The following is a 20,568-nucleotide window of genomic DNA, read 5'->3' as shown; positions in this document are numbered from 1 at the left end:
CATGCGTTATCTGCTGTGTCTGTTGGTCTGCCTGATGGCCGGAGTCGCACAAGCGGCACCGGCCGGCAAGGCCTATATGAGCATCATAATCGACGACCTGGGCCAAAGCGCCGAGCGTGACAGCCGCACACTCGCCCTGCCTGGGCCAGTGACCATGGCGATCATGCCCGACACCCCACACGCCACCGATTTCGCCCGCCAGGCCCACAAGGCCGGCAAGACGGTGATCCTGCACATGCCCATGGACCCGGCCACCGGCCCCTATGCCTGGCACCCCGGCATCCCCCAGGACGAACTGGCCCGACGCCTCGATGCAGCCCTGGCCAAGGTGCCGTATGCCGCCGGTATCAACAACCACATGGGCAGCCGCATGACCGCCCAGCGTGAGCCGATGGCCTGGCTGATGGGCGAATTACAGCGTCGTCACCTGTTCTTCGTCGACAGCCGCACCAGCGCCGCCACCGTGGCGGCTGCCGAAGCCCAGGCACAGGGGCTGGCGCATGTTTCGCGGGATGTATTCCTCGACGATGTGCGCACCACCGAGGCAATTACCGGTCAGCTTCAGCAAGGCATCGCCCTGGCCCGCAAGCAAGGCTCGGCAGTGCTGATCGGCCACCCTTACCCACAAACACTCGAAGTGCTGGCACGCGAACTACCACGGCTCAAAGGCCAAGGTGTCATCCTGATCAAGCTACCGCAGATGATCGCCGAGCGGAGCAACCAGGCCATGCCGGCACATGGCAAGCATGGCCGCTACAGCAACCGCTGAGCAGGCCCTTCATCTATGTACCGCCAAGCACATCGGTAGCACCTTCACCCTTCGTCCTCCATTCCATGGAGGTACGACATGCATATCCCCTCACTCCTGGCTACGCTAGGCCTGACACTCTCCAGCCACCTGGCCAATGCCAACGACATCACGCCTCCTCCCTCGGCACCACTTACCCTGTACAACAGCGCTGGCCAGAACTCGCAATGGACAGGCGTTGGCCGGCTGATCTGGAAAAACCGACATTGCATCGGCACCTTGCTGGACAGCCGTGATGACACCCACGGTACAAGTGGGCCGGCCTACATACTGACAGCCGGGCACTGCGCTGGCGGGGTCAATGGCAAGGTCATTGTTGACCAGCCGATTACCGGCAGCATTGCCTTCAACTATTTTGTCGATACACAAGACCAGCGCCACACCGTGCCCTTGAAACGCACGGTATGGAGCAGCCTGCAAGGTGCCGACCTGGCGCTTCTGGAGGTGGATGCCACCCTTGAGGAGCTGCTGGCACAAGGCATCAAGCCGCTCAAGCTGGGCCGCTCCGCCGCATCGGGCAGCGCGGTTCAGGTAATCGGCGAACCCAGCTCAATCGGCAAAGGCCTGCGCTTGTCCACCTGCACGGAGCGCTTCCACGGAACATCCAGTGTCGGCAACTGGGTGTGGCGCAATGCCAGGCGAAATGATTGCCAAGGCCTGGATGAGGGGGCGTCCGGGAGCCCGGTCGTGGACAGCGGGAGCAACCGCCTGGTCAGCCTCGCCAACAGCATGCATGACAATGAAGTCGGTGCAATCCCGGTCCATCGCCTTGTTGGCTGCTTCAGTGCAGGTCGTGCAGACCTTGATCTGGAAGATTGCCAATTGCTGCCGGGCTTTCAACTCGAGCCGCAGGGCGGCAGCTTCAAAAAGCTGACCAAAGCGCGAAGCCTGGCTGACGCTCCTTCTGAACCTGCGCGTTGGGGCTTTCAGTTCCTGATCGATACGCCGCGCTACCGCTACAAAACCAGCACCGACGCGCTTGCTTGCGAAGACCCGGCTGGCTACAGCGGCACCATTGCTTCAAGCGAAAATCTGATCAACGACCCGATCGGTCCTGAGCCCGGTACCCACTACCTGTGCCTGATCGGCATACAGTCGCCAGACCAGCTGCCTTCCCGCGCACTCATGGCCAACAGCCTGAGCATCAAAGTTGACCTGCTGCCACCTGGCAAGCCTCAGGCCCGCGTGGCGATAGAACACTTGCCCGACGGCAGCATTCGCATCAATTGGCTGCGAGATCCGGATGTTGTCTTCTACCGGGTAAAGCGTGGTGCACCGGCAACAACAGACTGCGACGATCCATCCGGCTATCGCCTGCTGCGCGCACAAAGTCGCAATATCCCGGTCTCGGCCTTGCCCTTGAAGTTATGCAGCGTTGCCATCGATCTGATTGGGCAGCGTTCTGAATTTCACACTGATCTGCTGCAATCCGCTGCACCGTGACAGGCCGCCCGAGCCTGCTGTACCCGCACGTGACTGCCAGGTACAGCAGGCTAGCGCCCGCCGTGTTGCCGGGTGGATCAATGGAACGGGATGATTCCCCTGGCTTGCTCCAGCGTCAGCTTGCCGCGGTGGAGCCGCTGTCCTGCAACTGCAGCGAGGCGGTTACTCATACGACGCTGACTCCAGGTCTTCAGGTGACCGGCGACAAAGTCTTCGGCGAAATCGTCAGGTGACTGGAAATGGAAATGCGCAGCCCAAAGGTTGCGTTTGCCTGGCAGACGCAGTACCCGGTATTCGTCAAAAGCAGTACCGTCCTGCATGGTCCGCCGCTCGTTGTATTCAACCGTGATCAGGCCCTCTGCATGGAGGAAGCGCAGGGCCTCGGCGGAAGGGTAGTTGGTGTCCGTGTAAAGGGTGGTGAGTTGCAGCTTTTTCTCTGCACGCAAAGCGTCCGCCTCTCGCTCCAAGGCCCTGAGCAGCGTGTCGTTGCCACCCGCCTCACGCACCATGCTCGCCGCCTGAGCCAGTTTGTCCAATTGCTGGTCGAATAACCGGGCCAGCAAGGCACCCTTGATATCGTGCAGCACATAGGACTCGGCTTTTTCCCGCAGCGCGTTGTTCTCGTCCCGCAGGGACTGTATCCACATGGCAAGATCGCTTGGGGGAGCTTCGTCAGACAACGAGGGCCGCTTGCCTTCACGCTGGCGCCATTCGCCATCCACCTGCTCGAAGGTGGCCAGCACTGCTTCGCTGACCGCCTCCCGCACCTCAAGCAAGCGCTGGCCCTGCACTTCGATCTCGGTCCCGATCAATAGCTGGCCCTGAGCATTACGCACCAGCCGCTGCGGTTCGCCGGAAACCGGATACGGCGAACGCTTGGCAGGTACACTGGCATCATCCTGCTCGCGAATTGCCCCGACCAGACGGCTACCCGCATCCAGTTTGAGCTTGCCGACATGTTCCTGGTATCGATCGATCATCGCCGGCTCGATCAATGCCCCGCCTTCCTTGCGAATACGGTCGCTGTTGAGCAGCGCAGCACTGTATTCATCCCAGGCTTCCTGCAGGATGACTATCCTGTCCGCTGCCGACAGATTGGAAAAGTCCAGCTCGCCGTGAGCTTCAGCGGCATTGCGCAGACTCAGCCCGGTCAGCTCCTCCCGGTAGCCGGCAAGTGCGCTCTGCCCGCCGTCATTGTCGAGGTGCAACGCCAGGTCAGCCAGGTTCAATACCTGGTGGAAACGCAGCTGGACCGTGTTGAATCTGCGCAGGGCAATCAGTTGCGCAACAGTACGCACCGGTTCACCCGGCGAACCGGTAATCGCGAATTCGTCTGCAGTGTCAGCCAGCAACTGGTCAAGATTTTCGTACCCTGCGAGGATGCGATCCTGCAGGCCGACAACGTATTCCAGTTTGCTACGCAACTGCTGATACAACCCAGCGACTTCAGCAATGGGGCGCCCATCCAGCGCTTTTTGAATCGCGACCAGTTCGGGATAGTCGGCAAGGCCCCAAAGCTCATTTACGATGAAGTCGCTATTACGGATAAACCCCTCCCGCACAGTTACTTCGTGCTGGGTGAGCACCGCATCCCAACCGCCTTTCAGCCGTTCACTGGTAAATTTCGGTTCCCTGATGGTCGCCAGCAGCGCCAGTATTGCCTTTTCGGCGCTGACTGCGGTTTCCAGCTGCTGTATGGATTGGTCTCTCTGCCTGAAGTCATCCCGCTCCAACTCGGTTATGCGTTGATCGTAGCGCTGAAGCAGGGCTTGCAACTTCGTAGCTTCTTCTCCCTCAGGCAATGCGGACTGTTGTTCCGCTGCCTTGGCCCTGAGGTCCTTGAGGCCTTGCAGCTTCTTCTTCGCCTCCAGTGAACTCATGGCCATCCTGCCAAATTGCGCTCTTGCGAGATTGACCTGTTGGTCCAGTTGGTTGATCTGTTGATGCAATTCGCGAAAACGGGTTGCCAGCCGAACGCGCGCGGAGTTTTGCTTCATACCGCCGCTCAGGCGCAGTGCCGTGTCCACCCGCCAGACGCCATCGACAAAATCCAGCCAAGGCCCTGGGTTACCGTTGGAATCGACCACCCGCACGCCATCTGGCAGTCGTTCCACCCGATAGGCATCCCCGGCCAAGGCGACGTAATAGTCGTCATCGATGCGGTACAATCCCGCCGTGGCAGCATTGCTCGACGGTTTCAAGCCGTTGAGCAGCACACTTGAACGCATGGCCTGGAGTGCTTCCCGCTGCGCGCGCGGTAACCAGTTGAAGCCGCTCTGGCCCCGCCAGGAAAAATCGAGCCAGCGAACAGGCAGCGTTTCACCAGCAACCACCGCCTCCTGCGCAGGAGCGACAGCGATTTCGGCAAAAGCTCCGCGCTGCGCCTCAGGCCCTTCGACTGCTGCCGCACCGGGCAACTCATGCTCGGGAGTGTTCTGGGCAGGTTGCCTGGCATGCAGCAATACCATGCTCAGGTTCAATATCAGGTCGGCCGTTGCAGCTGCACGGTCAAACTCATCGCCACGCTCCAGCGCTTCCAGGTCGTGCTGCAAGGACACCAGCAATTGCACCAGCCAGCCCACTGATGCCACCGGCCCACGGATCACCAACGTCACGACATCGAACAACAGCCATGCGCCCTCGCACAGGGTTTGCCAGCGGTTTTCGGCATTGGATACCGTCTGTTGATCGGCGAGGCTGACCAGCAGATCTCGATTCGCCGCGTAAACTTTCTCGTCAATGCCGCCATGCCAGTAGGTGATGGCCAGCTGTGCGGGCTCTGGTCGAACAGGCTGAACGAAGGGATCTACGCCAATGCTACTGATGTGAGGTTCGCTGAAACCACCATGGTCGTATATGGCCCTGACGCTCGGCTCCATCCAGTCGAGAATACTGTCCTGCAGCAGCTTCGACTCGCGCACATGTTCGAGCAGGTCCGACAAACTCGCATATTCACGAAGCGTGTCGCGTGCGAACAAGGGGCGGTAAAGCAGCGCCAGTGAAGGTTCTGCACAATACAGAATGTACATGCAGCGGACTGGGTCCGTTTTCAAAGACGTTGCGCTGCGCTTGAAGGCCAACGGAATCAACATCATTCGCGGCGTGAGCGGGTCAACATGACCGGCACAGAAATCCACAACACATTGCAGCCCAGGCTCACGAATCTTGCCATCAAGCTTTGCATTCATCGCAGCGGCGAGCAGAGCTGCACGCCATTCACCACCCAACCGTCTGACCCGGTCTGCGCGTTTGGCCGGGTCGTCCAGTTGCGCGGCGACATAGGCGGGATAATGCCTTCCGATATCTACCTTGGTAACGAGTGCTCTGGCCGTATCGGCATCAAACCATGATGGCGTGTCACCCCCGCTGCGCAGGTAGATTCGCTCGATGCTTGCCCCCTTGAGGGAAGCGAGGTTACCGATGGCAAATTCAGTAAGCGTCTTGCTGCCAGCGAAGACCAGTGGTTCGCCGCCACCAGTACCTGTTGCCGATCCTCCCGGCATGCCACGGGCCAGGTAAAGGTCAAGCATCAGGTCATCCGGAGAGCTGTCAGCCCCATGGTCCTGGCAAATTTGCGTGATTAGCCGTTGGCGAGCGTAATCGGTCAACGACTGAATGCCGTCCAGTGCTGCGATGCCGCCCGAGTCGAGCTGATGAAGCGCAATCTGCAGCAATGCGGCGCTACAGGCAAAGCTGTCCTGGGCAGCGCTTGCCAGGCAGCCCGGAGGTGCCTTCACGGCAGGGGTTTCATCCTGATAAACCTCGAACCAGGACGAAGGGTCGCTTAGCTGGGCAAAACGCTGCTCAAGGGCCGGTACATCCTTGATGTCGCCATAGCGGGCGTGCTCAACCCTTTGCAGCAGCGTCTCGAGCAAAAGTGAAACCTGCTGGGAAAATATGTTTCCCTTGACCGGATAGCGTTGCCAGGTCATCTGTTCGAAGGCGTAGCCTTGCGCCAGTTCGTCACGCAATCCGAGGCCAAACGCGCTCAACGAGTCGAAGCTGCGCACTGCGCCCGAAGGGGCGCACCACAGTACGACTTCGCGCTCATCCCATTCGCCACATACCAGCATCTGGCACTGCATCTGATGATGCTGCTGCGACGCACTGATCAGATGTGTCTGGACGAAGTACACCGGAGGTTGATCATCACCGCCATGAAGCAGGCCACGGATACACGCTTGCTCCTGTGGAGCCAGACCTTGCCAGGGCAGGCCGCGTAGCAGAGCGATCCTGAGCAGCAACTGCAACCAACTGTCGCGACTGACTCCGGCGCTGCCCTTGGCCCGCCAATAGGCGACCTGGGCCTCGCAGAAGTGCTGTGGAAGCTGCTCCAGCAACTGATTGAGTGCGGGAGACAAGCCTGACAGCTGGCGAGTATCGAATTCTGTCGTCGAACCGGCGAAACGATGAATGCCGGTAAGCCCGAGATTGTAATAGCGGCCATCAGCCAGTGGCTCGATGCTCAGCAGCTGCGGATCGAGCAAGGCTTCCAGTACCCGATCCACCAGGGGAGCGGTGGTCCAATAGGTGCTCGAAGGGTCCGGGCTGTCCAGCATCAGCGGGTCAGCCGTTGTCAGAGCGGGGGTGACAGCGGCCAACCACGGCAGCTCTGCCAACAACAAGCGCAGCAGTTGTTCACTGGCAACCTGGCGCAGGGTCGGTCTGTCGCCAAACTGGCTGGCAACGGCCTGCCTGAAATCGAAGACTGGAAGCTGGGATCGGATCATGCTGGGTACCTCCGCTCTGAAAAGCGCTAGGCTGCGGCAATCACGCCCGGGTCCCGCACTACATATTGCTTCAAAAAAAAGGCCTTGCTCCGTTGGGCAAGGCCTTCTTTTCAACGTACTGACATCAGCTGTAGACACGCCCCAGCAGTTGGCGGTGGCTTTCGAACTGGTCCAGCACATCGCGCACGATCTGCTCCGGCGTAAAGCCCATAAGGTCGTACTCCTGGCTGCCATCGTGCAGGTACACCTCGGCACGGTAGAAGCGCTGGCGCACTTCCGGCTCGCCTTGCACCGGCGCCTCGCTCGGCGCTGCCATGTAGCCGTCCAGGCTCACTTCGTAAACGAACGGGTTGCCCTCGTCCATCATCACCCGCAAGCCCATCGTGTTGCGTGACTGACCAACCCGGGTTTCCACCTCGAAGCCCAAGGTCTGCAACTGCGCGGCGGCATCTTTCAGCGCCGGGCTGACGTGCTTGTCCATGAAGCGCTGGACCACGGCCTGGGTGGGCTGCAGTTCCAGCTGGGTCAGGCGCTCGGAGAAGCCGCGGCGGCCACGGGCGGCCAGCTCGGCACGCTCCTGCTCGACGGCCACGTCCTGCTTCATGGCCTTGTACAGGCCGAACATGAACAGCACCAGCACTACCGAGAACGGCAGGCCGGCCAGCACCACCATGGTCTGCATGGCTTCGAAGTTACCGGCGAACAGCAAGCCGATGGTGACCAGGGTGATGACCACCGACCAGAACACCACCATCCAGTGCGGGGCGTCTTCGTCGACCTTGCCGCCTTTGCACGACAGGTTGGCCATCATCACCGCGCCGGAGTCGGCCGGGGTGAGGAACAGCACGAAGCCAACGAATACCGCCACACCGATCACGATCTTGGCCGCCGGGAAGTATTCCAGCAGCTGGTAGATCGACATAGACGGCTGTTCAAGCGCGGTCTTGCCCAGCTCGACCGCGCCCTGGTTGATTACCAAATCCAGCGCGGTGTTGCCGAAGATCGACAGCCAGGCCAGGGTGAAGCCCAGCGGGATCAACAGCACGCCGCTGACCAGCTGGCGCACGGTACGGCCCTTGGAGATACGGGCAATGAACATGCCGACGAACGGGCCCCAGGAGATCCACCAGGCCCAGTAGAACACGGTCCACAGGCCCAGCCAGCGCTCGGACTTGCCGGCTTCGCCTTCGTACACGTAGAGGTCGAAGGTCTTGAGCACGATACCGTTGAGATAGTCGCCGATGTTCTGCACGAAGCCATTGAGCAGGTGCAGGGTTTCGCCGCCCAGCAGCACGAAGATCAGCAGACCACTGAACAGCATGATGTTCAGGTTGGACAGGCGACGAATGCCGTTCTCCACACCCGATACAGCCGCCACGGTGGCCACGCCGGCCATCACCAGAATCACCACCAGCAGGTTGGTCTTGCTGTGGTCCATGCCGAACAGGTATTCCAGGCCGGAGGACACCTGCATCGAACCGATGCCTAAGTTGGTCACCAGGCCCAGCAGGGTGACGAACATGCCGAAGATGTCCACGGCATTGCCCGCAGCGCCTTTGACCCAGCGCTCACCCACCAGCGGGTAAAGCGCCGAGCGCAGGGCCAACGGTTGATTGTGGCGGTAGGCGAAGTAACCCACGGCCAGGCCGACCAGGGCGTAGATCGCCCAGCCATGCAGGCCCCAGTGCAGGAAGGTCAGTTGCAGGCCCTGGCGCGCGGCCTCAAGGCTGGCAGAGGTGCCTTCTGGCGGGTTGAAATAGTGGTCCAGCGGCTCGGACGCGCCGAAGTACAGCAGCGAAATGCCGATACCAGAGGAGAACAGCATGCCGGCCCAGGCACCGTAGCTGAAGTCAGGCTGGTCGTCCTTGCCGCCAAGCTTGAGCTTGCCGTAGTCGGAGAAGGCCAGGTAGACGACGAACAGCAGATAACCGCCGATCACCAGCATGTAATACCAGCCGAAGGTGCGCGTCAGCCATTTCTGGGCTACGCCCAGCACCTGGCCGGCAGTTTCAGGTACAGCGATCAACAAGGCAGTCAGAACGAGGATCATCAGCGCGGAGGTGAAGAAGACCACGCGGTTGACCCGGACCCTCTCGGCGGGGGGCTTGGTAAGTGAGGCAGAACTCATTGCACGAATGCTCCGGGCAGTACGGCTTTGGAGGCTAATCAGTCTTTCCCGAGCAATTGGTGGAATTCCGCCACTGCATCAGGTGTTATAAAAGCACCCTGGAAACCGCGATCCCGAATCGATACGTTGCAAAAAACAGACAGGTGGCCTGCTGAAAATGCCACGCCCTCCACTTGGGTGCGCGCATTCGTCACAGATCACCCCGCCCGCTCCAAGGGCCTGTCGCAGGCCAGTGACCGTACGGCAGAATCTGCATTTCGCCTCGCTCATGCCCGTCAACGCCTTGTATTCCGGGGGTTACGCGATTTCCTGGGGTGTCAATCCGTGCCTTCTCGACCGCCTGAAAGACTGTCAATGGCACAAATTGTCGCAGAGCTTATTCTTTATTGATTGAACGTTCAATCAAAACAAAATAGACTGGCCTTCGCCGAGTCAGCCGCCTGTCGTCTGCTCGCAGGCCTGAGGAGATAGCAAGATGCCCAAGGTCGGTATGCAACCCATCCGCCGCCAGCAGTTGATCGAAGCCACATTGCAGGCGGTCGATCAGGTCGGACTGGGTGACGCCAGCATTGCGCTGATTGCCCGTTTGGCCGGTGTGTCGAACGGCATCATCAGTCACTACTTTCGGGACAAGAACGGCCTGATCGCAGCGACGATGGGTTACATCATGAACATGCTCAACGAAGGCGTTAGAGCACGTCGCCAGGCCCTGACGGACGACAGCCCGCGCGCCCACCTGAAAGTGATCATCGAGGGCAACTTCGATGCCAGCCAGGTGAACGGCCCGGCAATGAAAACCTGGTTGGCCTTCTGGGCTTCCAGCATGCACCAGCCCGATTTGCACAGGTTGCAGCGGATCAACGATCACCGCCTGTATTCCAACCTGTGCTGCCAGTTCCGCCGCGCCCTGCCGCTCTACCATGCGCGCAAGGCAGCCCGCGGCCTGGCAGCCCTGATCGACGGCCTGTGGCTGCGTGGTGCCCTGTCGGGAGATGCATTCGACACCCACCAGGCGATACGGATTGCATACGAATACATGGATCTACAACTGGCTAAACAGCACACCCTGGACACAGACGACCAGGCCGCTGATCAAGCGCGCACCCTTGCCCACCCGGCAGGAGCGTGACGCGCAGCCAACCACACACTGCACTTGCGAGGACACTATGGCCCGTTTCGGAACGCAAAAACTCTACATTGATGGTGCTTACGTCGACGCTGGCAGCGATGCCACCTTCGAAGCCATCAACCCGGCTACCGGCGAAGTCCTCGCCCACGTGCAACGTGCCACCGAGGCCGACGTCGAGAAGGCTGTGGAAAGCGCCGAGCGCGGCCAGAAGGTCTGGGCCGCGATGACCGCCATGCAGCGTTCGCGCATCCTGCGCCGTGCCGTCGACATCCTGCGCGAGCGCAACGATGAACTGGCCATGCTGGAAACCCTGGACACCGGCAAGTCGTACTCGGAAACCCGCTACGTCGACATCGTCACCGGCGCCGACGTGCTGGAGTACTACGCGGGCCTGGTACCGGCCATCGAAGGCGAGCAGATCCCCCTGCGCGAATCGTCCTTCGTCTACACCCGCCGCGAGCCGCTGGGCGTAACCGTCGGCATCGGCGCGTGGAACTACCCGATCCAGATCGCCCTGTGGAAATCCGCCCCGGCCCTGGCCGCTGGCAACGCGATGATCTTCAAGCCGTCGGAAGTCACTTCGCTGACCACCCTGAAACTGGCCGAGATCTACACCGAAGCCGGCCTGCCGAATGGCGTGTTCAACGTCCTGACCGGCAGCGGCCGCGAAGTCGGCACCTGGCTGACCGAGCACCCACGCATCGAAAAAGTCTCCTTCACCGGCGGCACCACCACCGGCAAGAAGGTCATGGCCAGCGCCTCGAGCTCGTCGCTCAAGGAAGTCACCATGGAACTGGGCGGCAAGTCGCCACTGATCATCTGCGCCGACGCCGACCTGGACAAGGCCGCCGACATCGCCATGATGGCCAACTTCTACAGCTCCGGTCAGGTCTGCACCAACGGCACCCGCGTGTTCATCCCGGCGGCAATGAAAGCGGCCTTCGAAGCCAAGATCGCCGAGCGCGTTGCCCGCATCCGCGTTGGCAACCCGGAAGACGAGAACACCAACTTCGGCCCGCTGGTCAGCTTCCAGCACATGGAAAGCGTGCTTGGCTACATCGCCAAAGGTAAAGAAGAAGGTGCCCGCGTGCTGTGCGGCGGCGAGCGTCTGACTGCCGGTGATTTCGCCAAAGGCGCCTTCGTGGCCCCGACCGTGTTCACCGATTGCACCGACGACATGACCATCGTCAAGGAAGAGATCTTCGGCCCGGTGATGAGTATCCTCACCTACGAAACCGAAGAAGAAGTCATCCGCCGCGCCAACGACACCGACTACGGCCTGGCCGCCGGTGTCTGCACCAACGACATCTCCCGCGCCCACCGCATCATCCACCAGCTGGAAGCCGGTATCTGCTGGATCAATGCCTGGGGCGAATCGCCAGCCGAAATGCCGGTTGGCGGCTACAAGCAGTCGGGCGTCGGCCGTGAGAACGGCGTCAGCTCGCTGGCTCAATACACGCGCATCAAGTCGGTCCAGGTCGAGCTGGGCGGCTACAACTCGGTCTTCTAAGGCCCTGTCCCGCCACGCCCGTTGCCACCGCACGGGCGTTTCCGCTCCCTGATCACCGCCAACACGAGGGTACTTTCATGTCCCAAGAATTCGATTACATCATCGTCGGAGCAGGCTCCGCCGGTAACACCCTGGCGACTCGCCTGACCGAGGACGCCGGCGTCACCGTACTGCTGCTGGAAGCCGGTGGCCCCGACTACCGCTTCGACTTCCGCACCCAGATGCCCGCCGCCCTGGCCTTCCCGCTGCAGGGCCGCCGCTACAACTGGGCCTACGAGACCGACCCGGAGCCGCACATGAACGGCCGCCGCATGGAATGTGGCCGTGGCAAGGGCCTGGGTGGCTCGTCGCTGATCAACGGCATGTGCTACATCCGTGGCAACGCCATGGACTTCGACGGCTGGGCGAAACTGCCAGGCCTGGAAGACTGGACCTACCTCGACTGCCTCCCGTACTTCCGCAAAGCCGAAACCCGCGACATCGGCCCGAACGACTATCACGGCGGCGAAGGCCCGGTCAGCGTGACCACGCCAAAGGCCGGTAACAACCCGCTGTTCCACGCCATGGTCGAAGCCGGCGTGCAAGCCGGCTACCCGCGCACCGAAGACCTCAACGGCTACCAGCAGGAAGGCTTCGGTCCGATGGACCGCACCGTAACCAAGCAGGGCCGCCGTTCGAGCACCGCCCGTGGCTACCTGGACCAGGCCAAGAAGCGCCCGAACCTGACCATCGTCACTCACGCCCTGACTGACCGCGTACTGTTCGACGGCAAGCGCGCCATTGGCGTGACTTACCTGGTCGGCGACAGCGAAGAGCGCGTCGAAGCCCGCGCCCGCAAGGAAGTGATCGTAAGCTCCGGCGCCATTGCTTCGCCGCAGTTGCTGCAGCGTTCCGGCGTTGGCCCGCGCGCCCTGCTGGAAAGCCTCGACATCCCGGTGGTACACGACCTGCCGGGCGTCGGCGAAAACCTGCAGGACCACCTTGAGCTGTACCTGCAGTACGCTTGCACCCAGCCGGTGTCGCTGTACCCGTCGCTGCTGTGGTGGAACCAGCCGGCCATCGGCGCCGAGTGGATGTTCAACGGTACCGGTATCGGCGCCAGCAACCAGTTCGAGGCGGGTGGTTTCATCCGCACCCGTCCGGAGTTCGAATGGCCGAACATCCAGTACCACTTCCTGCCGGTCGCCATTAACTACAACGGCTCCAATGGCGTGAAAGAGCACGGGTTCCAGGCACACATGGGCTCGATGCGCTCGCCAAGCCGTGGCCGCATCCAGGTCAAGTCGAAGGACCCGCGCCAGCACCCGAGCATCCTGTTCAACTATATGGCCACCGAGCAGGACTGGCAGGAGTTCCGTGACGGCATTCGCCTGACCCGCGAAATCATGGCCCAGCCGGCGCTGGACCCGTACCGCGGTCGCGAGATCAGCCCGGGCGAGCACGTGCAGACGGATGAAGAGCTGGACAAGTTCATCCGCGAACACGCCGAAACCGCCTTCCACCCGTCCTGCTCGTGCAAGATGGGCACCGACGAGATGGCCGTGGTCGACGGCGAAGGCCGCGTGCACGGCATGAAGGGCCTGCGTGTGGTCGATGCGTCGATCATGCCGATCATCATCACCGGCAACCTCAATGCCACCACGATCATGATCGCCGAGAAGATCTCGGACAAGATTCGCAACCGCAAGCCGCTGCCGCGCAGCACCGCCAAGTACTACGTGGCCAACGGTGCACCGGTCAAAGGCAAGCCAATGCGTGAAGTGAAGCAGGCGTGAGCCTGCACCGGCCCCTTCGCGGCTAAAGCCGCTCCCACACGGATTGTGCAGTACCTGTGGGAGCGGCTTTAGCCGCGAAAGGGCCCGCATAGGCAACTCCACAAAAGGCACCCTTCGAGGTGCCTTTTGCACATCTGCAGAAACGCTTTACAGCCTGCCAATTCATCAGGTTAGAATCAGTTGGCACGCGACTTGCCAAGTCAAGGAGCCAAGCCCCCTTCCCGCGATATCCCGGAGTACCTGCCTTTGGATGCCAGCACCATCAACAGCCTGTTCTTGATCGGCGCATTGCTGGTGGGCGCAAGCATCCTGGTCAGCTCGCTGTCATCGCGCCTGGGCATCCCCATTCTGGTCATCATTCTCGCCGTCGGCATGGTCGCCGGTGTCGATGGTGGCGGCATCATCTTCAACAACTACGCGACCGCCTACCTGGTGGGCAACCTGGCATTGGCCGAGATCCTCCTTGACGGTGGCCTGCGCACGCGGGTGGCGAGCTTTCGCGTGGCCTTGTGGCCGGCACTGTCCCTGGCCACCGTCGGCGTGATGATCACCACCGCGCTAACCGGCATGGTAGCTGCCTGGCTGTTCAACCTGAGCCTGATCCAGGGCCTGCTGATCGGCGCCATCGTCGGCTCCACCGACGCCGCCGCGGTGTTTTCGCTGCTCGGCGGCAAAGGCCTGAACGAGCGGGTTACCGCCACGCTGGAAATCGAATCGGGCAGCAACGACCCGATGGCGGTGTTCCTCACCGTCACCCTGATCGACATGATCGCCAGCGGCCAGACTGGCTTGCACTGGAGCCTTCTGGGCCACTTGCTGCGTGAGTTTGGTATTGGCGGCCTGCTTGGCCTGGGTGGCGGCTGGGTGATGCTGCAGCTGGTCAACCGCATCAACCTGGCCGGCGGCCTGTACCCGATTCTGGTGGTTGCCGGCGGCCTGGTGGTGTTCTCGCTGACCAATGCCCTGCACGGCAGCGGCTTCCTTGCCGTATACCTGTGCGGCCTGGTGCTGGGCAACAAGCCGATCCGCAGCCGCCACGGCATCCTGCACATGCTCGACGGCATGGCCTGGCTGGCCCAGATCGGCATGTTCCTGGTGCTGGGGCTGCTGGTCACGCCCCACGACCTGCTACCGATCGCCCTGCCCGCGCTGGGCCTGGCGCTGTGGATGATCCTGGTGGCGCGCCCTCTGTCGGTAGTCGCCAGCCTGCTGCCGTTCAAAGCCTTCCATGGTCGTGAGAAAGGCTTCATTTCCTGGGTTGGCCTGCGCGGCGCGGTGCCGATCATTCTGGCGGTGTTCCCGCTGATGGCCGGCCTGCCTGACGCCCAGCTGTTCTTCAACCTGGCGTTCTTCATCGTGCTGGTGTCGCTGCTGGTGCAAGGCACCAGCCTGCCGTGGATGGCCAAGCTGCTGAAGGTCACCGTACCGCCAGACCCAGCGCCGATTTCCCGCTCTGCGCTGGAAGTGCACATCACCAGCGAGTGGGAGCTGTTCGTCTACCGCCTGGGTGCGGAAAAATGGTGCATCGGCGCCGCCCTGCGCGAGCTCAAGATGCCCGAAGGCACGCGTATCGCCGCGCTGTTCCGGGGCGAACAACTGCTGCACCCGTCTGGCAGTACGGTACTGGAGGTAGGCGACATGCTCTGCGTGATCGGCCACGAACATAACCTTCCGGCGCTGGGCAAGCTGTTCAGCCAGGCACCGCAGCGCGGTCTGGACCTGCGTTTCTTTGGCGACTTCGTGCTCGAAGGCGATGCCGAACTGGGCGCGGTGGCCGCACTTTATGGCCTCAAACTGGATGGCCTGGACGCGAAAATGCCGCTGGCGCAGTTCATCCGACAGAAGGTCGGAGGCGCTCCAGTAGTAGGCGACCAGGTCGAATGGCACGGCACGATCTGGACCGTGGCGACCATGGACGGGAACAAGATCCAGAAAGTCGGCGTCAGATTCCCCGAGGGAACGCGACCCGGACCAGGATTGTTCCTCTAAACTCCGTTTCTGCCTGATCCACAAGTAGTCTGCCTATGTCCCTGCGCGTGTACCTTCGCACAGCCCTGCTGGGGTTGTGCCTGTCCATTTCTTTCGCGGTCAACGCGGCAGAAGCCCCGACCACCGCCAGCATCCAGAACAGCCTCGACAAGATCGCCGAGCGCAAGCTGCCCGAGGCCGACCAGAAGGCCCTGCAGCAGGTGCTCGAGCAGACCTTGAACCTGCTCAACAGCAAGGAAGACAGCGAGAAGAAGCTTGCCGCGCTCAAGCAGCAGCTGGCCAGCGCCCCCAAGGAAACCAGCGACAGCCAGAAGGAACTGGCCAAGCTCAAGCAAAGCAAGCCCCAGCCGGTCGCCCAGCGCTATGCCAGCCTGAGCGTGCCACAGCTCGAGCAGATGCTCAGCGAACGCAACACCCAGCAGGGTGATTTGCAGAAGGCGCTGTCCGAAGCCAACAGCCTGATCATCAACTCGCAGACCCGCCCCGAACGGGCCCAGGCCGAGATCAGCAACAACCAGACCCGCACCCAGCAGATCAACAGCAGCCTCAAGAGCGGCAAGGACGGCGGCAAGCCGATCAACGCCGACCAGCGCAACCAGCTCAATGCCGAACTGGCCTCGCTCAACGCGCTGACCCTGCTACGCCGCCAGGAGCTGGCCGGTAACGGCCTGCTGCAAGACCTCGGCAACGCCCGCCATGACCTGCTGATCGAACGCGCCGCGCGTCTGGAGCAGGAAATCCAGGACCTGCAGACGCTGATCAACGAAAAACGCCTGGCCCAGTCCCAGGAAGCCGTTACCCAGCAGTCGATCGAAGCGCAAAAGGCCGGCGGCAGCAGCCTGCTGGCCACCGAGAGCGCGGCCAACCTGAAGCTCTCCGACTATCTGCTGAAAAGCACCGACCGCCTCAACGAGCTGACCCAGCAGAACCTGCGCACCAAGCAGCAGCTCGACAGCCTGACCCAGGCCGACCAGGCACTGGATGAGCAGATCAACGTGCTCAAGGGCAGCCTGCTGCTGTCGAAGATCCTCTACAAGCAGAAGCAAGCACTGCCGCACCTGAAGCTCGACCGCGACCTGGCCGACCAGATCGCCGATATCCGCCTCTACCAGTTCGAGATCAACCAGCAGCGCGAGCAGATGAGCAACCCGGTGGCCTACGTCGACAAGCTGCTGGCCAGCCAGCCGCAGGAAGACGTCACGCCGCAACTGCGCAAGGCCCTGCTGGAAGTGGCGATCACCCGCAGCGACCTGCTCGAACGCCTGAACCGCGAGCTGTCGGCGCTGCTCAACGAATCGATCACCCTGCAGCTCAACCAGAAGCAGCTGCTGGGCACCGCTCAGGGCCTGCGAAACACCCTCGACGAACAGATGTTCTGGATCCCCAGCAACAAGCCGCTGGACTGGGACTGGCTGCGCCTGGTGCCGGAACGCTTCCCCGAACAGGTTGCCAGCCTGCCCTGGGGCTCGGGCATCAAGGAACTGGCCGACGGCCTGAGCCAGCGGCCGCTGCTGTTCCTGCCGCTGCTGCTGGCGATCGGCGCCCTGCTGTGGCGGCGCAAGTACCTCTACCAGCGGCTGGGCAAGGTGCACCAGGACATCGGCCACTTCCGCCGTGACAGCCAGTGGCACACCCCCCAGGCCATTCTGATCAACATCCTCCTGGCGATGCCGGTCAGCCTGGGCCTGGCGCTGTGCAGCTATGCCCTGCAGATTGACGCCCGCGGGCAGAACGCCAACCTCGGCGCGGCGCTGTGGCAACTGGCCCAGGCCTGGTTGGTGTTCTACACCGCCTACCGCATCCTCGCGCCTGGCGGCGTGGCGGAAGTCCACTTCCGCTGGCACAAACCGCAGGTCGAATTCCTGCGCGGCTGGGTACGCCGGTTGGGCACCGTGGTGCTGGCGCTGGTTGGCGTGGTGGCAGTCGCCGAGCACCAGCCTTCGGCCCTGGCCGACGACGTGCTCGGCATCGGCGTGGTACTGACCTGCTACGCACTGATGGCCTGGCTGCTCAGCCGTTTGCTGCTGAGCAGCCCGGCGCACCGCGACACGTCGCTGTTCCGCAGGGCTGTCGGGGTGGCCTTCACCGCGCTGCCGATCGCACTGTTCGTGGCCGTCTGCTTCGGCTACTACTACACCGCACTGAAACTGACCGACCGGCTGATCTATACCCTCTACCTGCTGCTGTTCTGGCTGGTCATCGAGGCCGCCTTTGTCCGCGGCCTGTCGGTCGCTGCACGGCGCCTGGCCTACCAGCGCGCGCTGAGCAAGCGCCAGGCTGCCAAGGAAGGGCTGGATGGCGAAGTCATCACCGAAGAGCCGACCCTGGACATCGAACAGGTCAACCAGCAGTCGCTGCGCCTGATCCGCCTGGCCCTGCTCGGTGGTTTCATCGCGGGCCTGTACTGGGTCTGGTCGGACCTGATCTCGGTATTTGCCTACCTCAACAATTTCGTCCTGTACGAGTACACCAGCGGTACCGGGGCCGCCGCCAGCATGGTGCCGATCAGCCTCGGCGACCTGCTCGGTGCGCTGGTGATCGTCGGCATCACCTTCGCCCTGGCGGGCAACTTGCCGGGCCTGCTGGAAGTGCTGGTGCTGTCGCGCCTGAACCTGGCCCAGGGCAGCGCCTATGCCACCACCACGCTGCTGTCATACACCATCGTCGGTGTCGGCATCGTCAGCACCCTGTCGACCCTCGGGGTGAGCTGGGACAAGCTGCAGTGGCTGGTAGCGGCGCTGTCGGTGGGCCTGGGCTTCGGCATGCAGGAGATCTTTGCCAACTTCATCTCCGGCATCATGATCCTGTTCGAGCGCCCCGTGCGGATCGGCGACACCATCACCATCGGCAACCTGTCCGGCACCGTGAGCAAGATACGCATCCGCGCCACCACCATCACCGACTTCGACCGCAAGGACATCATCGTCCCCAACAAAACCTTCATCACCGGCCAGCTGATCAACTGGTCGCTGACCGACACGGTCACGCGGGTGACGCTGAAGCTGGGCATCGACTACGGTTCTGACCTCGACCTGGTGCGCGACCTGCTGCTCAAGGGTGCCCACGAGAACCCGCGCGTGCTCAAGGACCCGGAACCGATCGTGTACTTCCTGAACTTCGGTGAGAGCTCGCTGGACCACGAACTGCGCATGCACGTACGTGACCTTGGTGACCGCAACCCGACGCTGGACGAGATCAACCGCTACATCAACCGCGAGTTCAAGGCCCACAACATCAAGATCTCGGTACGCCAGGTCGAAGTGTTCCTGATGGACCCCAAAGGCGGCAAGCAGCAGCTGATCCCGACGGAGCAACCTAAACCGGATGGCACTGCACCGGCCTGAGTGGGCTCGAATGCTTTATTCTGTGCTGAATCCTTGCGAGGGCTACGCCCTCGTTCGCGGGTAAACCCGCTCCCACAGGGACCGCGCATTACCTGTGGGAGCGGACTTGCCCGCGAAGGGCCGCAAAGCGGCCCCTTGGCACCGATCTCCAGGAGCAGCCCGTGAAAGCCCTCGACCAACTCACCTTCGACAACCGCTTCGCCCGCCTGGGCGATGCGTTCTCCACCCAGGTCCTGCCCGAGCCGATCGCCGAGCCGCGCCTGGTGGTGGCGAGCGAGGCGGCCATGAGCCTGCTCGACCTTGCCCCGGACCAGGCCGATCTGCCGTTGTTCGCCGAGCTGTTCAGCGGTCACAAGCTGTGGCAAGAGGCCGACCCGCGGGCGATGGTCTATTCCGGCCACCAGTTCGGCTCCTACAACCCGCGCCTGGGTGACGGCCGCGGCCTGCTGCTGGCCGAAGTGCTGAATGACCAGGGCGAGCACTGGGACCTGCACCTCAAGGGCGCCGGCCAGACGCCTTACTCGCGCATGGGCGACGGCCGCGCCGTGCTGCGCTCGTCAATCCGCGAGTTCCTCGCTTCGGAAGCCTTGCACGCGTTGGGCATCCCCAGCAGCCGGGCCCTGTGCGTGATCGGCTCGAGCACCCCGGTGTGGCGCGAAACCCGCGAAAGCGCGGCAATGCTCACCCGCCTGGCGCAGAGCCATGTGCGTTTCGGGCATTTCGAGTACTTCTACTACACCAAGCAGCCGGAACAGCAACGCGTGCTGATCGACCACGTGCTGGAGCAGCACTACCCCGAATGCCGCGATGCCGAGCAGCCTTACCTGGCTATATTCCGCACCATCGTCGAGCGCAACGCCGAGCTGATCGCCCGCTGGCAGGCCTATGGCTTCTGCCACGGGGTGATGAACACCGACAACATGTCGATCCTCGGTATCACCTTCGATTTCGGCCCTTACGCCTTCCTCGACGATTTCGACGCCAACTTCATCTGCAACCACTCCGACGACCGTGGCCGCTACAGCTACGCCAACCAGGTGCCGATCGCGCACTGGAACCTCAGCGCCCTGGCCCAGGCCCTGACCACGGTGATCGAGGTGGAACCGCTGAAGGAAGCGCTGGGCCTGTTCCTGCCGCTGTATCAAGCGCACTACCTCGACCTGATGCGCCGGCGCCTGGGCCTGACCAGCGCCGAAGACGACGACATGGCGTTGGTCGAGCGCCTGCTGCAGCGCATGCAGAGCGGCGGCGTGGACTACAACCTGTTCTTCCGCAAATTGGGTGACCAGCCCGTGGCCGAAGCGGTGAAGCGCGTGCGCGATGATTTCATCGACCTTGCCGGGTTCGATGCCTGGAGCGCGGACTACCTGGCCCGCTGCGAGCGCGAGGCGGGCAATGCCGAAGGCCGTCGCGAGCGCATGCATGCGGTGAACCCGCTGTACGTGCTGCGCAACTACCTGGCGCAGAAGGCCATCGAAGCGGCCGAAGCGGGGGATTACAGTGAGGTGCGCCGCCTGCATCAGGTGCTGAGCAAGCCGTTCGAGGAGCAAGTTGGCATGCAGGCCTATGCCGAGCGCCCACCTGAGTGGGGCAAGCATTTGGAAATCAGCTGTTCTTCATAAATCCTGGGGCCGCTGCGCGCCCCTTTCGCGACACAAGGCCGCTCCTACAGAACGGCGCGAATCCTTGTAGGAGCGGCCTTGTGTCGCGAA

10 protein-coding genes are annotated in these 20,568 nt (G+C 62.3%); 8 read left to right on the top strand and 2 right to left on the bottom strand.

The window, feature by feature from the left end; genetic code table 11:
• Position 1 precedes the first annotated feature (1 nt).
• Positions 2-769 (top strand): divergent polysaccharide deacetylase family protein, encoded by a 768-nt coding sequence (locus tag APH33_RS05835; RefSeq protein ID WP_054884247.1) that lies wholly within the window; start codon positions 2-4, stop codon positions 767-769.
• Between the two features lie 78 nt (positions 770-847).
• A complete protein-coding gene (locus tag APH33_RS05830) occupies positions 848-2,251 on the top strand; it encodes a serine protease (RefSeq protein WP_054884246.1) in 1,404 nt (467 codons plus the stop codon).
• A gap of 77 nt (positions 2,252-2,328) precedes the next feature.
• Here APH33_RS05830 and APH33_RS05825 read toward each other — a convergent pair whose 3' ends face one another.
• Together APH33_RS05825 and APH33_RS05820 are read right to left on the bottom strand one after the other, a co-directional pair.
• On the bottom strand, positions 2,329-6,981 hold the full coding sequence (locus APH33_RS05825) for a dermonecrotic toxin domain-containing protein (RefSeq protein WP_054884245.1): 4,653 nt from the start codon (positions 6,979-6,981) through the stop codon (positions 2,329-2,331).
• Positions 6,982-7,105: 124 nt separating this feature from the next.
• Positions 7,106-9,109: a BCCT family transporter gene (locus tag APH33_RS05820; protein ID WP_054884244.1), complete on the bottom strand. Its 2,004-nt coding sequence runs from the start codon at positions 9,107-9,109 to the stop codon at positions 7,106-7,108.
• 475 nt (positions 9,110-9,584) lie between these two features.
• Here APH33_RS05820 and betI point away from each other — a divergent pair, with 475 nt between their 5' ends.
• The 6 genes from betI (at position 9,585) to selO (ending at position 20,478) form a co-directional block, all read left to right on the top strand.
• Positions 9,585-10,238, top strand: a complete 654-nt coding sequence (betI, locus tag APH33_RS05815; RefSeq protein WP_054884243.1) for a transcriptional regulator BetI — start codon at positions 9,585-9,587, stop codon at positions 10,236-10,238.
• A gap of 37 nt (positions 10,239-10,275) precedes the next feature.
• Positions 10,276-11,748, top strand: coding sequence for a betaine-aldehyde dehydrogenase (gene betB, locus APH33_RS05810; protein WP_054884242.1), 1,473 nt, complete (start codon positions 10,276-10,278; stop codon positions 11,746-11,748).
• A gap of 77 nt (positions 11,749-11,825) precedes the next feature.
• A complete protein-coding gene (gene betA, locus APH33_RS05805) occupies positions 11,826-13,523 on the top strand; it encodes a choline dehydrogenase (protein WP_054884241.1) in 1,698 nt (565 codons plus the stop codon).
• A gap of 246 nt (positions 13,524-13,769) precedes the next feature.
• Complete coding sequence (locus APH33_RS05800; RefSeq protein ID WP_054884240.1) at positions 13,770-15,512, top strand: potassium/proton antiporter; 1,743 nt, start codon at positions 13,770-13,772, stop codon at positions 15,510-15,512.
• A gap of 35 nt (positions 15,513-15,547) precedes the next feature.
• Positions 15,548-18,856, top strand: coding sequence for a mechanosensitive channel MscK (mscK, locus tag APH33_RS05795; protein ID WP_054884239.1), 3,309 nt, complete (start codon positions 15,548-15,550; stop codon positions 18,854-18,856).
• A gap of 161 nt (positions 18,857-19,017) precedes the next feature.
• On the top strand, positions 19,018-20,478 hold the full coding sequence (gene selO, locus APH33_RS05790) for a protein adenylyltransferase SelO (RefSeq protein ID WP_054884238.1): 1,461 nt from the start codon (positions 19,018-19,020) through the stop codon (positions 20,476-20,478).
• The last annotated feature ends 90 nt before the right edge of the window (positions 20,479-20,568 follow it).

It is taken from the genome of Pseudomonas sp. NBRC 111130, from assembly GCF_001320485.1.
Taxonomy (GTDB): Bacteria; Pseudomonadota; Gammaproteobacteria; order Pseudomonadales; family Pseudomonadaceae; genus Aquipseudomonas; species Aquipseudomonas vlassakiae.
Note: the sequence above shows the minus strand (reverse complement) of the source record. Positions and strands in the feature narration are given on the sequence as shown.